The organism is Paenibacillus litoralis, assembly GCF_046244365.1.
Lineage (GTDB): Bacteria > Bacillota > Bacilli > Paenibacillales > NBRC-103111 > Paenibacillus_V.
Genome location: NZ_CP176395.1, coordinates 1,958,950 through 1,980,139, shown reverse-complemented (window position 1 = coordinate 1,980,139; position 21,190 = coordinate 1,958,950). Strand labels below are relative to the sequence as shown.

The following is a 21,190-nucleotide window of genomic DNA, read 5'->3' as shown; positions in this document are numbered from 1 at the left end:
TGATTTATGGTTGGAGGAAAATCATATGGGAAAACGGTACACCGTATCCGCAAGGATATTCGATGGGTTCAACTACTTCTTGCTGGCGTTGTTCGCCCTTTGCTCCATCATCCCTTTTCTTTATATTATTGGCGGTTCTTTTGCTACGGAGGCGGAATTGACTGCCAGAGGTTTTTTTCTGATTCCGACGGAGTATTCCCTGAATGCGTATACGTATATTTTCTCATCGGATACGCTGATCCGCAGCATTATGGTCTCGATTTATGTGACTGTAGTAGGTACCATAGTCAATCTGTTTTTTACCGTTACGATGGCTTACCCGCTGGCACGCAGAACGCTGCATGGCAGGAATACCATTCTTAACCTGGTTGTGTTTTCCATGCTGTTTAGCGGCGGACTCATCCCTACCTTCCTGATCGTAAAAAGCCTGGGTCTGCTCGACACCTATTGGGCTTTGATGTTGCCGGGCGCGATAAGCGCATTCAATCTGATCATCGTGAAAAATTTTTTCCAGGAGCTTCCTCCAGGGCTGGAAGAAGCGGCCCGAATAGACGGCTGTACGGAAATCGGCGTATTATGGAAAATTGTGCTGCCGTTATCCAAGCCGGTTTTGGCTACATTCGGCATGTTTTACGCGGTCGGTCACTGGAATAATTTCTTCACCGCGCTGCTTTATGTGGACCAGCCCGAGAAATGGCCATTGCAGGTATTACTTCGGCAAATCGTCTTGCTGTCGCAGGGGAGCTTGGGGGATTCGGCGCAAATGGACCAGTTGTTCGTACAGCCTCCCGAGCAAGCCGTGAAAATGGCGGCTATCGTAGTTGGCACCGTTCCGATTCTGATCGTGTATCCGTTCCTGCAAAAGCATTTTGCCAAAGGGGTACTGCTTGGTTCCGTTAAAGGATAATCGTCTGGATTCTAACAAAACAGAGAGAGGAATGACGCAATAATGGCAACGAACAAGAAATCGCTACAACGAGGGATTGCCCTGGCGCTTGTTTCAGCAGTAGGTCTCACCGGGATGATCGGATGCTCAAACGGGGGGACTAGCAAGGAGCCGGCCGGGAACAGTACGTCACCTGCCGCGAATAGCGCATCGCCAACTACGCAACCGCCACTCAATCTCGATATTATGCTTCCTTCCTTTGGAACCGAGAGCCCGAAGGAGGACAGTCCGGTCATTCAAGCGCTCGAAAAGGCGACAAACACCAAACTCCATTTTGAATGGGCGCCCAATTCGTCCTACTCGGACAAGTACAATATTAAGTTGGCGTCCGGCAAAATGCCTGCGATCATGGTCGTGCAGAGCAAGACGGCCAGCTTCGTGAATGCAGCCAGATCGGGCGCTTTTTGGGAGCTTGGACCCTACTTGAAGGACTATCCGAACTTAAGCAAAGCGAACCCGATCACGTTGAAAAACTCTTCCGTCGACGGTAAGATATATGGTCTTTATCGTACTCGTCCGCTCGGCAGAAACGGGATGATGATTCGCAAAGACTGGCTCGAAAATGTCGGCTTGCAGCCCCCAAAAACGATCGATGATTTTTACAATATGCTGAAAACATTTGCCACGCAAGACCCGGATAAGAATGGGAAGGCGGATACGTACGGCATGGTCATTACGAAATACAATCTTCCGTGGGAGATGATGCAAACGTGGTTTGGGGCTCCGAATAAATGGGGAGTGGATGCCAATGGCAAACTGACGCCCGTTCATTTTACATCGGAATATATGGATGCGCTTCGCTTTTTCAAAAAGCTGTATGACGAGAAGCTGATCAATCAGGACTTTGCCGTCATGGATTCGGCGAAATGGGTAGAACCGCTTGCCAACAATCAGGCCGGTGTTGTGCTTGGCGAGGCGGACGCTGTCGTGAATTTTAATAACTCGGTTGTGGAAGCGATGAAAAAATTGAACAAGGAAGATCGGCAATACCTCGATATTTTCGGCGATGTTGCCGGGCCTAAGGGAATCCGAAACTTGCCGACAACGGGCTATGCAGGTATGGTCCACATTTCCAAATCCACGGTAAAAACAGAAGCGGAACTGAAACGCGTATTGGCGTTCCTGGACAAGCTGAGCGATGCCGATATACAAAACTTGATGTACAACGGAATTGAAGGCAGACACTTTACAAAAACGGCGAATGGGATTGAAGTGACGACGGACAAAGCACTGCTTGTGGAAAAGGCTGATTTGTCCCAAGTAGCAACAAACATTCCAGAAAATAAGGCGCTTCAGGCTGTGGTGACTCCGCTTAAGGAGAAAGTACTCAAGGTTCAGAAAGAGAATGAAGCATTCGTCGTTCCGGACCCGACTTCTGGTTTCGTATCGACCGTTTATACGCAAAAGGGCGCGCAATTGGATAATATTGCGAATGACGCCAGAACCAAATTCATTGTCGGTCAAATTGACGAAGCAGGCTTGAAGGCGGCCAACGAGCTGTGGCTGAAGAGCGGCGGCGAAGACTTGATCAAAGAAATGAATGAGCTGTATGCTGCGAATGGGAAATAACGATAAGAGTAATTTCACCATAGCGGTCATGAGCCGCATGTGCTGACCCCACAGATTCTAACGGTGCTATTTGTATCTATTTCGGCGAAAATAGCTCCGTTAGATTTCTCTACCCTCCATCGTGCTCGAAGCGAAAGGAATGTCTATAAACATGAAAAAGATTTTTTTAATTGGCGACAGCATAAGCGTACACTACAGTGATTATTTATCAGCGTTAATTAAGGAACGCTATGAGCTCGTTCCACGCGAGGGTATAAAAGAAGCCTTGCAGAATATCAATATGCCGATTGGCGGTAACGGCGGGGATAGCGCCAGGGTGCTGGGTTTTCTTAAAGCTCAGGAGGATGAAGAAAGGCTCAATTATGATGTTTTGTTGTTTAACAGCGGACTACATGACATTAAGCGCATATATGAAACCATGGAGATACAAGTTGAGCTTTCTGCCTATGAAGCTAATTTGAGAGAAATACTCAAACTGGCGCGTGCTCATCGGGTGATGCCGATTTTTATAAACACCACGCCGGTAGACGATGAAATCCATTTCTCCTTCCTTAAAGAAAACGGTGGAATAACCCGTTATCATGCAGATGTTATTGCCTATAACCATGCAGCAGAGAAAATAATGAGGGAAAATGATGTAGCGATTATTGATTTGAACGGCTATACTGCGTCGTTAGGGGGCAACTTGTATTGCGACCATGTGCATTTCAATGATTCGATAAGGAAATTGCAGGCTGATTTTATCGCTGTAAAGCTTGCTGAAATACTCTGAAATGACAGTTCTGCGAATGGGAAATAACGATAAGAGTAATTTTGGAGAAACAAGCGGCTGAGGAGTTACAGACTTATATTTTGAAGATGTCGGGGTTAGAGCTTAGCGTTACTGACGAAGTATATGGAGTAGATGGCAAGAAGCTGTTCATAGGATCGGCAGCTCCCAATCCCGAGCTTGATCGGATCAGCGCAGGCGGAGAGCAGCCGGAGTCGTTCCGTCTGCATGTCACGGAAGAATCCGCCCAATTCGTCGGATTGACGGATCAAGGAACGCTTTACGCCGTCTACGAGCTGCTTGAACAACTTGGCGTGAGATGGTTCATGCCCGGAGAGCTCGGTACGGTCGTACCGGCGTTAAATAGCGTAAAGCTCCGGCTTCAAGACACTATCCAACATCCCGGTTATGTAACACGTATTCTCGCCGTTACGGACAACTATCCGCGTCATGCCACAATTCCGTTAGTCTATAATCCGACGGAAGGCGCAGATTGGTATCGGTATACGCGGCAAGGGGGAGATAACTTCGGTAAGCATGGATTACCATGCACATATAAAAATACGGATAGACCGGATTTGTACATGAAAGAAAAAGGAGTCACTACCATTCAATTCGATGTAACCAATCCCGAGGTTCTGGCTTGCGTGGTGGAAGGTTCACTGAAGCAGCTAAGAGAAAATCCGACGTTGAATTATATTAGTATGGGGCCTAATGACGGTCACGGATTCGGAGAAACCGAGTGGGATGCAGACGATTTTGACCCGATGAACGGGAAAATATCGGTTACTGACCGTTATGTCAAGTTTTATAATATGGTGCTTGCCGAGGTGAATAAGGAATTTCCGGATGTAGGCATCGCGTTCTATGCTTACAGCTTGGATTATCGGCCGCCGGTACGAGAGATACCTGATCCTAAGCTCATGCCTATTCTTGCCCCGATCGCATTTGATCGCATTCATAGTATCGATAATCCGCTGACTTGGGAAAGACAGTACTTAAAAGATATTATCGAAGGCTGGGAAGCATTAGGCGTAAATGAAATCATGTATCGGGGATATTTGTATAATCTGGCCGAGCCGGGTCTCCCCTTCTCCATTACATCCCAGATTAAATCGGAATTTGCCTACTTCAAACAAAAAGGCATCGAGCGGATTCGGGTTGAAACCGCGCCTGCCTGGGGTTACCACGGACCTGGGTTATATCTGGCCGCAAAAATGATGTGGGATCCGACGCTCGACGCCGAGGCGGTTCTGGCTGATTATTTTGAGAAGTTTTACGGCCCTGCGGCCGAGGATATGCGCAAGCATTTTACCTTGTTGGAGAAAGCTTATGATGAAGCCGACTATTTTGCAGGCAGCGCAATAGACACTCCGCATATATTAACCGATAAGGTTATGCGCGAACTGGAGAAATCCCTAAAGAAAGCGGAGACTCGTACAAAAGGACCCCTAGTGGATTCAGCTTTCGATTTTGGCGATCATTTCCTTAATATGCTCGAGGCGAACAACAAACACGACTTCGTCAAAGCGAAGGAGCATTTGGACCGGGTCAATGAATTGTCATTAGAAGCGATCTCCCATTCCCCGGTAATCTTAAACCCTTTTGCTCAATACTACATCAAACGTTTCTGGGGCACTAGAATCGTGGAAGGATATAACCGTGTAACGGATGGCAACCAAATTGTCGCCAAAATGCCTGACGAATGGAGCGTCATGCTCTTTCCCAACTCGTCGGGAGCCGAAATGGGACTTTGGAAGCCGGAGCTTGGAACCGAATCTTGGATGAAGCTGAAAACTTATTCCGAATCGTGGTCTGATCAGGGGTTGCGTTATTACATGGGCCATGCATGGTATCGAACGACAGTCGATGTCAGCAAGAAATTTAACAGAGGGAACCCGATTCGGCTTTGGTTCAGCAGTATTGACGAGTCGGCCAGAGTTTGGATGAACGGCAAAGAGCTTCCATTATTAAAGAAGGGTTCATTTGCTATCCCTTGGGAATTTGACGCTACCCAAGCGGTTAAATTTGACCAGCCTAATGTGATCGTTGTCGATGTAGGCAATAAGGTTCTTGATGAACTGGGCTCAGGCGGTATCGTTGGTCCTGTCATGCTTTGGGAAGTTATCACAGAGCCGGATACGGTTGCACCGACAGTTCCATTGAATTTGAGCGGTGTTGCCGTTTCGGGCAGCGAAATTAGTTTGAGCTGGTCTGCATCGACAGATAACGTGGGTGTTGCTGGATACGAGATATATCGCAACTCCATTCTGATCGGAAGGGTTGACACAAACTCATTCACGGATATCAATCTGAACATGGGAACAACCTACAAGTATACAGTAAGAGCGTTTGACAAAAATATGAATTTATCGGCAAATAGCGTTACGGTAAGTGTCCTGACAAAGATTGAAAACTGAAACGATTTGACGGAAATTGTCGGCGAGTAAGGAAGTACAAGGCGGGGAGACGATAATCGGCTCTCCGCTTTGTTAAAATTGAATAGGGAAGGATGATTAGGTATCGAGCAAGGAAACGGTTTGCTATACTTCGATCCACATCCACCTTTGGGTTTTCCTTAGCCGCAAGACAGAGGGTGCCTTGATATCCCGTGAACGAAGTGGGGTATTGCCTTTCGGCGCCCTCTTGTTATTGAGGATTACAGCGTGCTAGTTGAACAAAGGCAGCCGGTCATTCTGGCCGGCTGCCGTCGTGGTGTCTTATTCAACTCTTGTTACCCGTTAGCGTAATGACATGACCTTTCATGTAAGATACGGTTCTCCGAAAGAACTCGATTTACGATACAAATCCGCTTACTATAAAACTCTCTACAGATAATCCAAACTATTAAAAACCAATATCAACCCCACGATACACATGACCCACGAAACAGCCGATCCTGAATGCTTCGAAAGCTTGATTTGAAGCCTTTCTAATGGTCTCTGCATCACTCCCCCTAATAATAAATGCAATGTAAACAGGATTAATGGCGGTAGAACCATTATGAAATTATAACCAACTATAATTGGGAACCACTGAAAAACTGCTAAATTTGAGGTAGTCATAAGACCAATCGCAGCAAAATACGGAAATGCTGCACCTACTTCAATCAAAGATGTCGTGACACCGAGTGCAATCATGGATGTCTTACTTTTTGACTTTGGCCGTGGCAAATCCGATTTTTTACTCTTTGGGTAGTAAAAGCTAGCTATAAACAGAATTCCCCCAATGATCAGCATAACCCAACTCACAATCCGATTTTGAAAGATGGAAGAGAACGTAGCCAGTAACGCATCCAGGCCTAACATGAAAGCAACGCCTACTGAAAAATAAAATGCTGCGACTGTCACTAAATAAATCATTAAGCGTGAACTTAATCGCTCCTTCTCCGTTAACAGCAAATATACCGTCACCCCCAATGTTGCAGGACTAAGCGTATCTAATAAGGCTAGTCCCCCTACCATAAAAAGGAGTTCAAGGGTCACGATTCTCCTCCTTGCTCCATGGAAGAGTTCTGTATTGAAGAAATGTGAATGTCATAGGCTCGCTCCATAAAATCAAGAACTTCCTTGTCTATAGGATATAGTCCGAGACTCTCAGATTGCTTTGGGGATTTCCTCAGATCCCATAATTTATTCACAAACTCGTCTTCTCCTTTGAATTCTTCCAATTGCTTTACTATCATACGCCGTATTATGTTTTGCACTCGTGATGAAGCAGGATCATCTTTCGTATATCGTTTTATCTGACCTAGCAAAGCAATCCACTCCATAGAATCAGGGTCTTCTCCACTCATTTTTGGGAGCTTTGTCCAAAGCTTCATTTCCTTATCGTTAAACACGTTCTCCTTGATGGTCGGCAATCTTTTTTTATGTTGATTCGATAACTGAATAAGTTTCTGTATTGCAACCCGTTCATCCCCGCCTTCGACTGCAATCCCATTTATCAATTCCCGCAGAGACGACTCTATACTCCTTAATCTTTCTTGCTCTACAAGGATATAAGCTAACTGGCTTTTCAAACTGTTCAACCAATTCCAATTAGAGTCGGATAGCATATCTTTAATATCTTGCAAGTTGTAACCCATTCCTTTTAAAAATTGGATATATTGAAGCTTCTTCAGTTCCTCTTCTGAATATAGACGATGTCCCCCTTCTGTTTTGGATGAAGCCGTCAATAATCCAATCTGATCATAGTACCGAAGTGTTCTGACCGTGATTTTAGTTTGTTTCGCAACTTCTTTGATATGAATCAATTACAGACACCTCCGACGATGGATGCTAATTTTCATTATCTTTATATACAGAATATTTGATTAGATACCCCAATCCTAGTCCGACTAATACTCCAGGAAATGCTTGATCCAGCATAAGTCCAACCCCTGCTCCTATAATGACACATGCATAAATAAAGATATCACCTTGTTTCATATCTTCTATCCCCTTTTATATAGCCTTGACGGGTGGCTCCATGCTCCCACGCTGTAACACCATTGGCTTGATTATACAAAATGACGCAACGTCACTTTCAAGTGTTTTTATGATTCTCAAAAAAAATAACAGAAAGACACAGGGACAAACGGGGGATGGCTCATTTTATGTACATCTCCAAACAACTTCTGGAGATATAAAGATTAAATAAAAAAATTTTGAAAGGCTATATATCTAAACACAAAGTACATTTTGACCACAATATTTACATCATTACATAAGAAAAAACCACTCCTGACAATGGAGTGGTTCTTTGGATAGAACTTCTCTTTTATGGAAAGTCTACACCAGTTTTAATTTATATTTAGTCTGTGTAATAATATCGTTTAATTTTTCACTTATGATTTTTGGTTGATTCATGATCACTGAAGAAGCCACCTCTGGTCTATGGGAGTCACTCCTCGCTCGAACTATCCGCTGTTTGTCTCCGGTATTCGCTTGGAGTAATGCCAAAATATTTTTTGAACGTATTCGTGAACGTGGAATAGTTCAAGTAACCGATCTTCTCCGATATTTCTACGACGGTTAATGCCGTTTCCTTCAGGAGCTTTTTGGAGTGGGACAATCTGACCATGTTCAGATGCTCGATAAAATTAACGCCGAATGTCTTCTTGAAATAATGGGAGAAATATTTTGGCGAAATTCCCATGGTCTCGGCGAGCTGATCGAGGTTCAAGTCCTGCGAATGGTGCTGTTCAATATACCGCAATATATAGGCCGGGTCCGGCTTGCCGGACCGTACCGACTGCTTGGCCGACTGTTTGGCAATGGCCTCCAGCGCATCGAATAAAGCCTGTTCCATAACACGATCGTTATACGCGTTCTCGATTTGCCGCATCACGTCGATCTCCAGCTCTTGCAGCTCTTTGCTTTTGCCGGATACCCTTACCGCTTGCCTCAGTATCGCATAGAAAATTGTACGCGCGATATGGGCCAGCTCATGGAGGCTCGTTTGGCTGGCGCCGCTCCGCTGCATCATTTCCGCGATGGCCGTTTTCGCCTGATCCCACTTTCCATCCGCAACGTAATGGGAAAGTCTCTCCGCGCTCTCCCATTGAAACGGCGCCATACCGCCGCCACCCAATTCCAGCGCGTCATGGACCTTTTGCGCGCGATCGTTGGAGCGGTACTTCATGCCGTTCACGGCGTCCTGATAGGCGCGCGGCAGGAAGACCGCTTCCGCATCGTAGCATTCGCTGACGCTCGCCCGCAGCAGGTGGGCTTGCAGCTCTTCTTTCTCCAGCGACGCGATCATCGGCTTCAATCGCTTCAAGAGCGATTCCCGCTCCCGCGGCTCATTCATCCCGACCCATACGATCCACATGGCGTTCTTGTCGTAAAACACGGCCGCATCACGCACAGCCGCGTCAAACCGGGCTTGCAGGGCTTCGGTGATCTGCTGCGAGGTTCGCCGGGACAGCTCTTCCGAAGCATGCTCGTAAAGCTGCAGCCTCACAAGCGCGAACAGCTTGTATCTGTAGAACTCGTCGAAATAAAGATGCAGGGCGCGATCATGCTTCTCCGCAGGCACGCCGTTGTCCACGGCCTGAAGGAAGGCGCTCCTCCGCGCCACCTTGTCGACGGCCCCTAATTTCTCCTGATAGGCGCCGTTCTCCTGTTGCAAGCGGACGATGCCATCGAGAATATGGCGGAAATCGTTGCCAAGCGCATGACTGACGCCCAACTGCCGGAGAATGCGTTTCACGGGCCTTTGCAAATAAAAGCTGAGCGCCGCGGCAAGCAAAACGGCGCAAATTATCGTCGATAGCATGATCATGCGATTAGCTGCCGAGACCGAATCGATATTTTGAAACTGATAAGGCACTTTGTCGATATAAATAAAGTCGTTGTATGACGACCGATAAAAACGATATTTGTAATTTTCCCGCGTCACGGAGGCTTCGTTGTCGGCATTGAAATACACATCGCTCAAAATTCCCATCAGATTCATCTGCGGCTCCGTGCTATAGACCACATTCTGCTCCTGATCCAGAACGATCAAGGAGGAGCCGGGGATCGTCGGCTGCTGATTCACATGCTTCAACAACGTGCTCATGTCGATGATAACCATAATCCGTTTGCTGGATATTTCCACCTTGTTTCCCGAGAAGGCGATCAGCAGCTCCGCCGACTTCGACTGTTGGTTCGCATCCGAGAAAATTTGGAACCGGTCTGCCGGAAACAGCTTGAACGGATGCTTCGTCAGCGCGAAGGAGCGCCAGTAATTGGCGTTATAGCTGTCATGCCGATATTTGTGATCGAAGAGAAACGGAAGGCTGCTTGTCCCCTTCGATGTAATTGCCAGATCGGAAAAATCGTAGAACACGACGACATCTTCAATATATTCCACCGACGAAACAAGCGCCGCCAAATTTTCGACGACGGTCTGCACTTTCACCATATCCAAACTGCGATTGTCGACCGCAACCAGATTGTCGTAGGGCGCCAATGTCTGAATGGAATGGATGATAGAATCAATCGTGCGGAAGCTGTTGTCATAGGCTTGAACAATGGATTGAACCGCCAGATGGTTATTTTGCGTAACCTTCTCGTAGATGCCGGATATCGATTTCCGGTAGATCGCATAAGTAGATGCGGACATCGTCAAAATCACTATCAGCAAGGAGCAGAATATTTGGATTAAGCCCAAATTGGTGATCCAACGTTTCATATATTTGTACCCCCTGCTGATCGACGTCGACATCCGCTTCATTCAAGCTTTTTTTTGCGCGACAGGTCTTTCCTGCGTTCCCTGCCTCTTATCCTTTCTCCGCTCCCAGCATAACGCCTTTGGCAAAATATTTCTGAGCAAACGGGTACACCATCAAAACGGGAATCATGGACACGACGATCGTGGCGCTCTTCAACGCTTGCGGCGCCAATGCGGCGGCATCGACCAGGTTCGGTCCGTTTCCTTCGCTAAAGATCAGCATGCCTCGCAAGACCACTTGCAGCGGATACAGCGTTTGGTCATTCAAATAGATCATCGGGATGAAATAACTGTTCCAGTGTCCAATGAAATAAAACAGTCCGATGGAAGCAAGCGCGGGCTTGGAAAGCGGGATGACGATATTAAATAAGATTCTATACTCTGACGCCCCGTCTAGCAAGGCAGCCTCGCGAAGTTGATGGGAGATGTTCTCGTAAAAGCTTTTCAGAATCAGCAATTCGAAAGTCCAGATCGCATTTGGCAGCACGACGGCCCACACGGAATCGATCAATCCGAGCTTCTGCACGATGAGATAATTGGGAATGATGCCGGGCTGCAGAAACATCGTCGTCAGGATGGCGAACATCCAGTATTTGCGGCCGATGAAGTCGGGTCTGGACAACGGATAGGCAGCGATTGCCGTAAACGTAAGATTGATGCTGACACCGAGGCACGTATAAAAAATGGTATTCAAGTACGCCCGCGGAATTTTAGCGTCAGTCAGCAGCTGCTTGTAGACGTCGATATTAAATCCTTTCGGCCACAAGAATACGTCGCCTTGCACGACGCTGGACGTATCGCTGACCGAAACGACCAGGACATAAACAATCGGGAATACCGAAACAGCCGCCACGGCCAGTAGCAGAAGGGTATTGCAAATGGCGAACAGCGACAGCTTGCGTTGTCCTACTCCTACCACAGTCCGTTCCCCCCTAACCGTTTGCTGATCAGATTGGCCACCAGCAGCATAATCATCGCTACGACCGCTTCGAACATACCGACCGCCGCGCCATAGCTGTAATTGGATTCAAGCAGTCCTTTGCGGTATACATAGGTCGAAAAAACGTCGGCAACCCCGTACGTCATCGGGTTATAGAGAAGCAGCACCTTCTCGTATCCGATGCGGATCATCGCGCCCGTCTTGAGAACGAACATGACCAGAATCGTGGGCAGCAGCGAAGGGAGCGTAATGTGCCACATCATGCGGAACCGGCCGGCGCCGTCGACTCTTGCCGCTTCGTATAACGACGGGTTGATGCCGGCAATTGCCGCCAAATAGATGATCGATTCATAGCCGGTATGCGTCCAAATCTCCGACGTTACATAGATGGGGCGAAACCAATTCGGATCAACGAGAAAATAGGTGTTTTTCAAGCCGAACATACCGAGCAGTTGGTTGATAATGCCGTTGTTCGGCGACAGAAAGTCGATGATCATACTGCTGATAATGACGATGGACAAAAATGTCGGCAAATAGCTCGCCGTCTGAACGATTTTCTTCAATCGGACGATTCTGACCTCATTCAGCAGGACGGCAAGCAGAATCGGGAACGGGAAGCTGAATACCAGCGTATAGAAGCCTAGCAGCAGCGTATTGCGGAACAGCATGATAAAGTCGGGCCCCTCGAAAAATTTCCGGAAATATTTCAGTCCGACCCATTCGCTTCCCATAATTCCGGTGAATACATTGTAATCTTTAAAAGCGATAATCAGTCCGTACAAGGGGCCGTATCGGAATATCGCATAGAACAGAATACATGGAATAAATAAAAGCAGCAGTTGTTTGTTCAGTGCGATTCGCTTGGCAAGCGTCGGGGCGCGCATCGGGTTCCTCCAGTCCCGGCGCCACCGCTTCCCGCCGATGTCGGCCGGAGCGATGGCGCCGTAAGTTCGCTTATGCTTAGTTTGTGCGATTCAGGCGTGATTGGGCGGCGTTATAGATCGCTTCCAGCGCGGACGCCCCGTTTTTCTCCATGCCGGCCTTCCAGTTTTCCCAGTCCTTCTCGCCGGCAGCTTTGTCAATGACGTATTTGGAATCGAACTCCTCGGCAGCTTTTTGCAGAGAAGCTTGCAATTCCGCCAGCTTGGCCGTCTCCTCATCCGTGAAATTCAGAACCGGGTCAGCCGGCTCGAGCAGATTTTTGGATACGATCAAGTCCTGCGATTCCTTCTCTTTCTCGGTAAAGTTGAAGTACACGCTTCGGTTATCCGGGCGCAGCGTCGCACCTTCAAGCCATAGTCCATACTTGTCGTTAAGAACCGTAATGTCGACCAGCGGGACATCCTTCAGCTCTGGATAAACCGCCTTGTTGTTTTTGTCGAGGGTAAAGGTCTGGCCTTCAACGCCGAGCGACATCAGCTGGGAGCCGGAAGGGCTGGTCATGTAATCCAACAATTTTAGTGCTATTTCTTTGTTTTCGTTGTTGGCTACCGCGATATTCAGACTCGTGTCGATTTTAGCCAGCGTCCGGACATGCCCTGTCGGCCCTACCGGATACGCGTAACGCAGGTTGTAATCCGGATTGCTGGCGCGAACCTGATTGTAGAACAGGTCCAGTCGGCCGATCCAGTCGAATGTGACGAACGATTTGCCTGTCGTCATTTTCGAGGTCCAGGAGTCGGCGGTGGAGGTAATGAATTCCGGGTCGAGCAAGCCTTCATTGTACAGCTTCTTCATAAAGTCCAGCATCGCTTTGTTCTCCGGCTGGGTTGGCGCAAACTTCCATTGCTTCTTCGATTCGTCAAAATACATCGGATAGCTAGCCCCGCCGATGCCCCAGCCGTATGCGTAGTCTCTGAAGATGCCGACATTCGTTTTGGAGGAGAGCGGATAGCTTTGCGGATAAACTTCTTTCAGCTTCTTGAGCGCCTGGTAAAATCCTTCCGTGTCCGTCCACGCAGGAATGTTGTTCTTGTCAAAAATATCTTTACGGTACAGGAACCCGTGATTGACGTCGCGGTTCATGTTGTAGATCGGCCATGTATACAAATTTCCGTTCTCGTCCCCGTAAGATTTGAGAACCCATGCGTTCTCTTGCATGTACAGCTTCTTGAAGTTAGGCAGTTGGTTGCCAAATTCGTTAATGGCTACGACGACTTTCTGTTTACCCATCTTTTTGAGATCAACCGCATTGAGGCCGTGGAAAATATCCGGGATTTTGCCGGACGCGAGGATGACTCGCAACTTGTCTTGATACGTGGACTTGGGATAGGCTTGAAAATCGACCGTGATTCCCGTCCGTTTTTTAATCTCCTGCGCAATCAATTTCTCATTCACCGGGGTTTCGCTGACAACCATCCACGAAATTTTCGTCGGCTTATCGACTAGCGGAAGTTTCAGGCCGCCAGTGTCGCCATATGCCGAAGCCGCTTGTTCTGTTGGCGCTTTCACATCGCCGGATGGCGAGGGCGCCTTGCTCGGGCTGCTGCTTGAAGCGCCGCTCTCCGTGCTCCCTCCGCAAGCCGCCAGCATTGGCAGCATCATGGCGATGGCCAGTGTGGCGCCTAGTGTTGATTTTCTCATCTCTTTATTCCTCCCTATATGCTGTATGCTTGACCCGTCGCGCAGCATGTTATGAGACCGTAGACCGAATATACGCTGCACAAATTTTATGTTAGGCAAACCCTGCGTACCCGTATAGAAATCAAATTCCAGCCAAGTTTCAATCGCTGTCCTCCGGCCCCTGAAATTCCGATAAAACGAGGCGCAGCAAGCGTTTGCAGGCAACGGAAATTCGTCACTTGCACGAAAATGCTCATATACGCCCCGGTTTGCCGGAGGAGGAGCCAGCGCTTAGTTCGCTTCGGTTGCCGCCTGATCGGCCGTATCGAAGTACGCATATCTCCATACTCCTTTGGAATCGGAATAATAGATATTGCCTAAGTCGTCTTTCTCGATGAAGATCGATGAGCTGCTTCTTAAAATTTCCTTCTGCTTGGTCACCGGGTGGATACGGAAAAACTTTCCGGTCGTGTTCCCGTACATATAACCGTCGTCGCCGGCGATCAACTGGCCTCCGTATAGTACGGGGTTTATTTTCTCGGCGTAGTTGATCTCGGGGAACAGGTTCTCATTATAAACAATGGTCCCTGTCACAGGATCGTAGACGAAAATATATCCTTCGCACATCCCCCATAATTTACCGTCCGATCCGACCGTGACCGAGGTGATGACGCGTTTCCCGGCCGCAATTACTATCTCGAACAATTTGGTATGGCTGGCCACATCGTAAGCGAAAAACTTGGCCGATTCCTCCTCAGGGTCTACGCCCAACCCGCCCCAGACCGAAGTGCCTCCGTAGAGGATTCCGTCCTTATAAGCCAGCGTGACGACGCTCTGCTTATAGACCACATCCGTCACGACAGTCGGCTTATTGCCGGAATGCGGGTCATAAATCGCGATCACGCCGCCGAGAAGCCCGTAATCGGGTGCGGTTCCTACGAAGAGAAGTCCGTCGCCGGCAGCCATTCCGAACGGTCGATCCTGCCTGTATTCGCTGTTCAGCTCAAAGACCTCCTGCGGATTGCTGCCACCCTGATGAAGATTCCACGGTTGTGAAGGGTCGTAAACCATGATCCTGGCATGCGTATACGTGCCGAAGTACATTTTCCCATCCAGCGCGACGCCGTTCTCCGCTTGCCCGAGCCCGTATTCCATGCCGGTTGCGCCGCCGAGCGGATGATAGATACCGGTTCCTCCGCCCAGATGGTTGGACGAATAAATATCTCCGTTCGGTCCCAGCATCAAGCTTCGCGGTCCGTAATGGGCAGCGGGCAGGTCGACGGCTAAGCTTTTCATTGCGTTCGTTTGAATATTATAGACGAAAGTTCCTGTTTTCCCTTTGTAAACGGAGCCGAAGCCAACGACAGAATAACCGGGATACGCCGTTTGATTGCTCATGCTGATTACAGACAACGTCATCGGAGCAACGCCGGCAACGGCCGGCAGGCCGCCGGATAGGACAACGCTGGAGCTGCGTAAGGCAATGTCGTACACATGAAGCACCTGATCGGCAGTCACATAATAGACTTTACCGTCTACGGCATCCGACACGGCGAACGTATTCTCAAGCACGGCATCGACAGAAGCGGTTACCGATCCGTACACAGCTTTCTCGACGGATAGGACGAGCACCTGGTTGTTCGGCGTAACCGTCGCAAACAACTTGCCGCCTGTCTGCTTCAGATGATAGACGAAGGTGCTGTCCGCATACGCTTCGGGCAGGATGGATTGCGCGGCGCCAGTATCCAGCTCATAGCGGATCAGCTTGGCGTGGCTGCCTATGCCGACGTACAACACGTTTTCTTCCGTGTCGATGGTCATTCCCCGCACGTAGGCTTCATTCTCGTCAAAACGGTTTCCCGCTCCATTCGGTCCGAGAGCGGTGAACCCTGTGCCTGGCGTGTATTTGAATACATAAGCCTGATCGAAGGTTCCGCCATAGAAAACACCGTTGCCGCCATCGGTCAATCCGAACAGAGTGTTTTGCCCGGGAACCGCGATACCCAGATCGATCATCCCGGATGCGCCAGGCACATACTTGTAAACCCTACCGTCTATGTAGCTGCCCACATAAATATTGTTGTCTGATCCGGCGAGCGTCGTAAACGCTCCGCTCGATGCAGCGATCGGCAATTGAACGACAAGCTCCGATGTATCGAGATCGACCCCGACAAATTGGCTCCCTCTGTCTTCGTTCGCGACGACGGAGTATGCGAGATCGCGGCCGTCCGGACTTTTGCCGTAAGCCGAGCTTTGAATGTATTCCAGCTTGATCGGTACGCCTAAATACGTAAACTCCTTCGTCAGATAGGCTTCGTCAAACGAGGCTTGACTGTTCGCCTCAACCGTGAGCGTAAACGAAACGGATTTCGCGCCGGCAGGAGCGGCCGCTTTCACGCCCAGATCCGTCCATTCCGGCTGCGGTGTGTCAATCGTTCTCGAATGACTGGCCAGAACTTGCCCCGCATCGTCATAAAACGCAATAGTAATAACAGGCTTGCCGCTTTCCACGAGCACTTTGGAGAAGGCGGCGAACGATTCTCCGGCTGCAGCGAATCTCGATACGCTTGTCACGAGCGGAGCAGCCCCGGTCGTGGAGGTGAGCTTCAGCGAATGGTTCCCTTTGAAAACGTTGCTCGTATCCAGCTCGATCGCTCCGTTCCCCGGCAGCGCCGACCATTCGAGCATTCCGGACTCGAATCCGCGATTGTTCTGAACGAAGTCTCCGCCGCTGACCTCGATCTCGTCCAGCAGGAAGTCGGCAGCACCGCCTGCTTCCGCCACGATGACCACACGCAAGTAGCGAGTGTGCTCCGGAGCTTCGCCCCGGATACCGACAGACTTCCAGGCGCTCGACGTTTCGCCCTGTACGAGCGGCTTCGCCAGCAGGAAGTTGTCCTGTTCATCATAGAAGCGTAATTCTACCCTTGCCGCGCCGGAGTTGACTTTGATGCGAGCGGTCGTCGTATACTCCATCGTCCGCTCTGCCTTAACGGCAGAGCTTTGTACCACGACACCCAGGACGCCGTTATTGCTGATCCGGATTGCCTTGCCTTCGTATCCGTCCCCGTCCGCTCCGACGGCTTCTGAAGAGCCAAGAACTTGCTTCCAGCCGGTCAAGCCACCCTGGAAGTCCGAATTGAGCAGTTGATCGCCGATAGTCGTGATCTCAGGCAGACGGCTTACTACGCGGACGGTAAATGTTATCGTCGTCCGCTGTTCGCCGCGTATCAGTTCGGCGGTCAGATGAACCGTTTCATCGCTCCGCGCCCGGATCACCGTTCCGTCTCTCCCTACAAGATCCGGCCGGTCCGCGCTCCATAAAATAACCGTCTGATGAGGCCCTGTCGCGGGCAAGTTCAAATTGCCGGTAACCGATAAAGCGTGATCGCCGCCGATGTATCCGATAGACAGGGAAGCCGCGTCGGCCGTTACAGCTTGTACGTCTGTCGGGAGCTCGGCAGCCGCCTTTGTTCGCACGATCAGTTTGATGTCGTCAACCCATAGCATCCCCTTGTATGTGGAAGTCGTGCTGATCCCTACGCTTACATACTTCGCGCCAACAGGCGATTGGGCCTCGATGGACAAGTCCGACCATGCGGAACCGTTGTTATTCGTAGACGGGCCGATTGCGGATTGCGTTTGGATGACGCGGCGGCCTTCATCATAAAAGTATAGGTAGAAGTAAGCGCGGCTGTTCTCCCTGTTCTTCTGATAAACTTTGGCTGTCGCCGTATAGGTGACCGATTCCGCCGCAAGCTCAGCCGTGCCAACGACCGCAAAGGAATCTGCTGCGTTGGCGTCATTAATCAGCAGGCTTCTCGTCCCGGAGTAAGCGCGGGTCGAATCGACGCTTACGCTGGACATCGAGCCGGACTCTATCGTCCATCCGGTCATATCCGCTTCAAAGCCCGGATTCGTCAGAGGAAGTTCGACATTCGTTACGGTTGGTCCCGTTCTTTGCAGGACGACGCTGTCGTAATAGCTGACGCCGATATTCGCGGAGCTGGAGAACAGCACGACGGAAACATATTCGGCGCCGGAAGGCGCAAGGGCCGATACCGTTACCGGCGTCCACTTGTTTCGCGTCGTCGATCCTGCGGAGAATTGGCTGATGAGTCCTCCGGCTGCGGAATAAAAGCGGAGGTAGATGCTTGCGTTTCCACTCTCGATATAGACCTGCGCAGCTGCCGAATAGCTTATGCCTTCCACAGCGTCAAGCTTTTCGCTTTCCACTCCGACTGCGGAAGTATCGCTGGAATCGTTGAATTTCAGGCTATAGGCGCCGCTGTGCGTCCGCGACTGATCGAACGCCAGATTGGCAGGCGTCCCGGATAATTGAGACCAGCCGCTCAAATTGCCGGTTTCAAAGCCTGGATTGGACAGCGTCTCCCAACAGCTTTTGACGGTAACGATGAACGTTCTGGTATCCGATTCCATGCCGTAGATCATATTGGCTGTTAGGGTAACCGTCTGATCGCCTTCCGGCTGCGACGGCCTGGACACCGCTCCCGAAGGACTGATGATCGACGGATCGCTGGATTGCCACGAGATGACGGAGCCGTTTAGTCCGGTTGCAGGCAGAGTTAACGCATGTTTGACAGCAGATGCATCTTCACCCGGAGCAAAGCCGATGGCGAGCGCTTGCTTGTCTTGATTTAGCATGTCGCGGTCTGAAGCGGAAAGTGTAAGGTCGTCGTAATAAGCTGCCGTACTCATATAAGAGGAGGTGGTTCCGATTCGTACGCTGACGAACACGGTTCCGCTTGGCGCGACCCCCGACACGCTTACATCCTGCCATGCGTTATTGCCGGTTGTTGCGCTCGTTTCCTTCACGGGTTCGATGAGCGTTTGATTCGCCCCATAGAAGGCGATCGATAGCTTGGCATATCCGGCCGTTCGGCCAACCTGGTAAAACTTCGCAGATGCGGTATAGGTGACGCCTTCCAGGGCGTTTAGCTTCCCGCTCTCCAGCATAGCGCCTGATGTCGAGACATTATCGACGATCTTCAGGCTTTTCGTCCCCTCATACACGACCGATGTTACGGACGACACCATAGAAGAACTGCCTGAAATTTGCGTCCAGCCCGTCAACCCCGATTCAAATCCCGGATTGTCCAGTTGCAGAAGCGCAGCTTCTCCCTTACGGACAGAGATGACTCCGGACAGCATCGTCCCGATCATCGTCAGGCACAGAATAGCGGCCAATCGTTTGCGAAACCATTTTTTCCATTCACGCTCCGACATTCGTAGCAAGCCCCTTTCTTGGCAAATTAGAAAGACGCCCTCACTATAGAACATAGCGGCCCGTCAATTAAAGATAACGTTTTCATTTCGTGTGATCTTTTTCCGTTCGATTAAAAGCTCAAACAGTCGCTTTCTTGTTATTTCGCCACTTGCAACCACCCGGAAAAAGCTCATCCGCAGGAAAAAGCTCATATGTGATCTGAAGCAGGATCATGATGCAAGCGAGGCCCGCCGAAAAAACAAACACCCCGCTCCGGCGCATGCCAAAGCGGGGGCTATATGATATTTCGCCGAAGTGTTCTCTATTAGATTTCTATACTAACACATATTGGAAGTATTCTGCCCGTTACTTCAATCGATTTTGTTCCGTTATACTGCCCGTTCAATCATCTGGCCATAAGACGCAATTGATTATAGCCCATCCTATTGGCGCAGTCATAGAAATATCCCCGTCGCCAAACCGCGCCCGGGGATTTGAACACCAATTCCTATTTTTGCTCCAACGAAATCATACGATTCTGCAGATTGAAGGAACGAAACTCGCGCGGAATTCTGCGCGCCATGCCCGTTTGGATAGCTGCATGGATGACGGCTTCGCGGATGCGCCGCACGACCTCCTGATTGAACACGCTCGGAATGATATATAGCTTATTCAATTCGTTCGGCGCAATGACGGAAGCGATGGCGGCCGAGGCCGCCAGCTTCATCTCCTCGTTGATCTCGGATGCTTGACAATCCAAGGCGGCACGGAAAATGCCCGGAAAGCAAAGCACATTGTTGATCTGATTCGGGAAATCCGATCTTCCTGTAGCGATAACGCCTGCGATATCTTCAATCTCGCCTGGATTGATTTCCGGAGTCGGATTCGCCATGACGAAGACGATCGGACTTTCCGCCATCCGCTCAACATCGGAACGCTTCAGGACGCCCCCAGCGGACAAACCAATGAATACGTCCGCCCCCTCGATCACATCATGCAAGGAACCTTGTCTCCGGTTCGGATTGGTCTGCCGCGCAAACCGGCTCCACGCGGGGTTGCTATAATCGGTACCGCTCACGATCGCACCTTCCCGGTCGACCCCGATCAGCTCTTTGACGCCGGCCGCAAGCAAAATATCCGAGCAGGAGATGCCTGCGGCACCGATTCCGCAAACGACGACCTTGACGTCTTCGATACGTTTGCCGACGACTTTCAAAGCGTTGATCAATCCCGCGTACAGGACAACGGCCGTTCCATGCTGATCGTCGTGAAACACCGGGATGTCCAGCTCGTTTCGCAATCTTTGTTCGATCTCAAAGCATCTCGGCGACGAAATATCCTCCAGGTTGATACCGCCGAAAGCAGGCGCCAAATGTTTGACCGCCGCTACGATCTCATCGGTATTTTGCGTATCCAGACAAATCGGGAATGCATCGACGTCGGCGAACTGCTTGAACAGCATCGCTTTGCCTTCCATGACAGGCATTGCCGCATACGGCCCTATGTTGCCTAGTCCGAGCACGGCGCTCCCGTCGGATACTACGGCTACCGTATTGCGCTTGATCGTCAGCTTGAAGGCACTGTCCGGCTTTTCATGTATGGCCATGCAAACTCTGGCTACGTCAGGCGTATACACGCGGGACAGATCGTCCCGATTCTGGATCGGCGCCTTCGGTTTCATCTCGATCTTCCCGCCGAGATGCAGGAGGAACGTCCGGTCGGACACGTGCAGGAGCCTAACGCCGCTCAATTCTTTTATTTTAGCTAAGACAGCTTCCAACTGCCCTTGCTCGGACGCCGTCACCGTTATATCGCGAACGGTCCGTTCCGCTCCGGTTTGGATGACGTCTATGGCGACGACATCGCCGCCGCTTTCTGTAATGACCGTGATCAATTGGCCAAAATGCAACTGTTCGGTCTGAAGCTCCAACCGCAAAATGATGCTTTTGCCGCCTAACGTATGGTTCATGTCAACCT

Annotated in this window: 13 protein-coding genes; 4 read left to right on the top strand and 9 right to left on the bottom strand. The window is 50.0% G+C overall.

What is annotated here, in order from left to right; translation table 11 throughout:
* Positions 1 to 25: 25 nt before the first annotated feature.
* The 4 genes from ACKGJP_RS08115 to ACKGJP_RS08100 all read left to right on the top strand — a co-directional run bounded on the left by ACKGJP_RS08115 (position 26) and on the right by ACKGJP_RS08100 (position 5,704).
* Positions 26 to 907, top strand: coding sequence for a carbohydrate ABC transporter permease (locus ACKGJP_RS08115; RefSeq protein ID WP_409345156.1), 882 nt, complete (start codon positions 26 to 28; stop codon positions 905 to 907).
* A 42-nt stretch (positions 908 to 949) separates the two neighbouring features.
* Positions 950 to 2,515: an extracellular solute-binding protein gene (locus ACKGJP_RS08110; protein WP_409345155.1), complete on the top strand. Its 1,566-nt coding sequence runs from the start codon at positions 950 to 952 to the stop codon at positions 2,513 to 2,515.
* 151 nt (positions 2,516 to 2,666) lie between these two features.
* Complete coding sequence (locus tag ACKGJP_RS08105; protein ID WP_409345154.1) at positions 2,667 to 3,287, top strand: SGNH/GDSL hydrolase family protein; 621 nt, start codon at positions 2,667 to 2,669, stop codon at positions 3,285 to 3,287.
* Positions 3,288 to 3,328: 41 nt separating this feature from the next.
* Entirely contained in the window at positions 3,329 to 5,704 is a 2,376-nt protein-coding gene (locus ACKGJP_RS08100) for a DUF4838 domain-containing protein (RefSeq protein WP_409345153.1), read from the top strand.
* 408 nt (positions 5,705 to 6,112) lie between these two features.
* Here the strand turns inward: ACKGJP_RS08100 and ACKGJP_RS08095 are convergent, their stop codons facing one another.
* From ACKGJP_RS08095 to ACKGJP_RS08055, 9 genes are all read right to left on the bottom strand, one after another.
* A complete protein-coding gene (locus ACKGJP_RS08095; RefSeq protein ID WP_409347101.1) occupies positions 6,113 to 6,772 on the bottom strand; it encodes a GAP family protein in 660 nt (219 codons plus the stop codon).
* The gene (locus ACKGJP_RS08090) at positions 6,766 to 7,539 is read right to left on the bottom strand and encodes a MerR family transcriptional regulator (protein ID WP_409345152.1); all 774 of its coding nucleotides are present in this window, start codon (positions 7,537 to 7,539) and stop codon (positions 6,766 to 6,768) included. The genes ACKGJP_RS08095 and ACKGJP_RS08090 overlap by 7 nt, the downstream gene beginning before the upstream one ends.
* Before the next feature lie 25 nt (positions 7,540 to 7,564).
* Positions 7,565 to 7,714 (bottom strand): hypothetical protein, encoded by a 150-nt coding sequence (locus ACKGJP_RS08085; RefSeq protein WP_409345151.1) that lies wholly within the window; start codon positions 7,712 to 7,714, stop codon positions 7,565 to 7,567.
* A 454-nt stretch (positions 7,715 to 8,168) separates the two neighbouring features.
* On the bottom strand, positions 8,169 to 10,445 hold the full coding sequence (locus ACKGJP_RS08080) for a helix-turn-helix transcriptional regulator (protein WP_409345150.1): 2,277 nt from the start codon (positions 10,443 to 10,445) through the stop codon (positions 8,169 to 8,171).
* An 88-nt stretch (positions 10,446 to 10,533) separates the two neighbouring features.
* A complete protein-coding gene (locus ACKGJP_RS08075) occupies positions 10,534 to 11,403 on the bottom strand; it encodes a carbohydrate ABC transporter permease (protein WP_409345149.1) in 870 nt (289 codons plus the stop codon).
* Positions 11,397 to 12,308: an ABC transporter permease gene (locus ACKGJP_RS08070; protein WP_409345148.1), complete on the bottom strand. Its 912-nt coding sequence runs from the start codon at positions 12,306 to 12,308 to the stop codon at positions 11,397 to 11,399. Before ACKGJP_RS08070 ends, ACKGJP_RS08075 begins: the two co-directional genes overlap by 7 nt.
* Before the next feature lie 76 nt (positions 12,309 to 12,384).
* Entirely contained in the window at positions 12,385 to 14,007 is a 1,623-nt protein-coding gene (locus tag ACKGJP_RS08065) for an extracellular solute-binding protein (protein ID WP_409345147.1), read from the bottom strand.
* 270 nt (positions 14,008 to 14,277) lie between these two features.
* On the bottom strand, positions 14,278 to 19,233 hold the full coding sequence (locus ACKGJP_RS08060) for an immunoglobulin-like domain-containing protein (RefSeq protein ID WP_409345146.1): 4,956 nt from the start codon (positions 19,231 to 19,233) through the stop codon (positions 14,278 to 14,280).
* 488 nt (positions 19,234 to 19,721) lie between these two features.
* Positions 19,722 to 21,182: an NAD-dependent malic enzyme gene (locus ACKGJP_RS08055; protein ID WP_409345145.1), complete on the bottom strand. Its 1,461-nt coding sequence runs from the start codon at positions 21,180 to 21,182 to the stop codon at positions 19,722 to 19,724.
* Positions 21,183 to 21,190 lie beyond the last annotated feature (8 nt).

Bases quoted from the DNA above. Each gene is read 5' to 3' on its own strand.
- ACKGJP_RS08080 (WP_409345150.1), bottom strand. From the start codon at position 10,445: ATGAAACGTTGGATCACCAATTTGGGCTTAATCCAAATATTCTGCTCC.
- ACKGJP_RS08055 (WP_409345145.1), bottom strand. From the start codon at position 21,182: ATGAACCATACGTTAGGCGGCAAAAGCATCATTTTGCGGTTGGAGCTT.
- ACKGJP_RS08115 (WP_409345156.1), top strand. From the start codon at position 26: ATGGGAAAACGGTACACCGTATCCGCAAGGATATTCGATGGGTTCAAC.
- ACKGJP_RS08085 (WP_409345151.1), bottom strand. From the start codon at position 7,714: ATGAAACAAGGTGATATCTTTATTTATGCATGTGTCATTATAGGAGCA.
- ACKGJP_RS08065 (WP_409345147.1), bottom strand. From the start codon at position 14,007: ATGAGAAAATCAACACTAGGCGCCACACTGGCCATCGCCATGATGCTG.
- ACKGJP_RS08110 (WP_409345155.1), top strand. From the start codon at position 950: ATGGCAACGAACAAGAAATCGCTACAACGAGGGATTGCCCTGGCGCTT.
- ACKGJP_RS08070 (WP_409345148.1), bottom strand. From the start codon at position 12,308: ATGCGCGCCCCGACGCTTGCCAAGCGAATCGCACTGAACAAACAACTG.
- ACKGJP_RS08105 (WP_409345154.1), top strand. From the start codon at position 2,667: ATGAAAAAGATTTTTTTAATTGGCGACAGCATAAGCGTACACTACAGT.
- ACKGJP_RS08060 (WP_409345146.1), bottom strand. From the start codon at position 19,233: ATGTCGGAGCGTGAATGGAAAAAATGGTTTCGCAAACGATTGGCCGCT.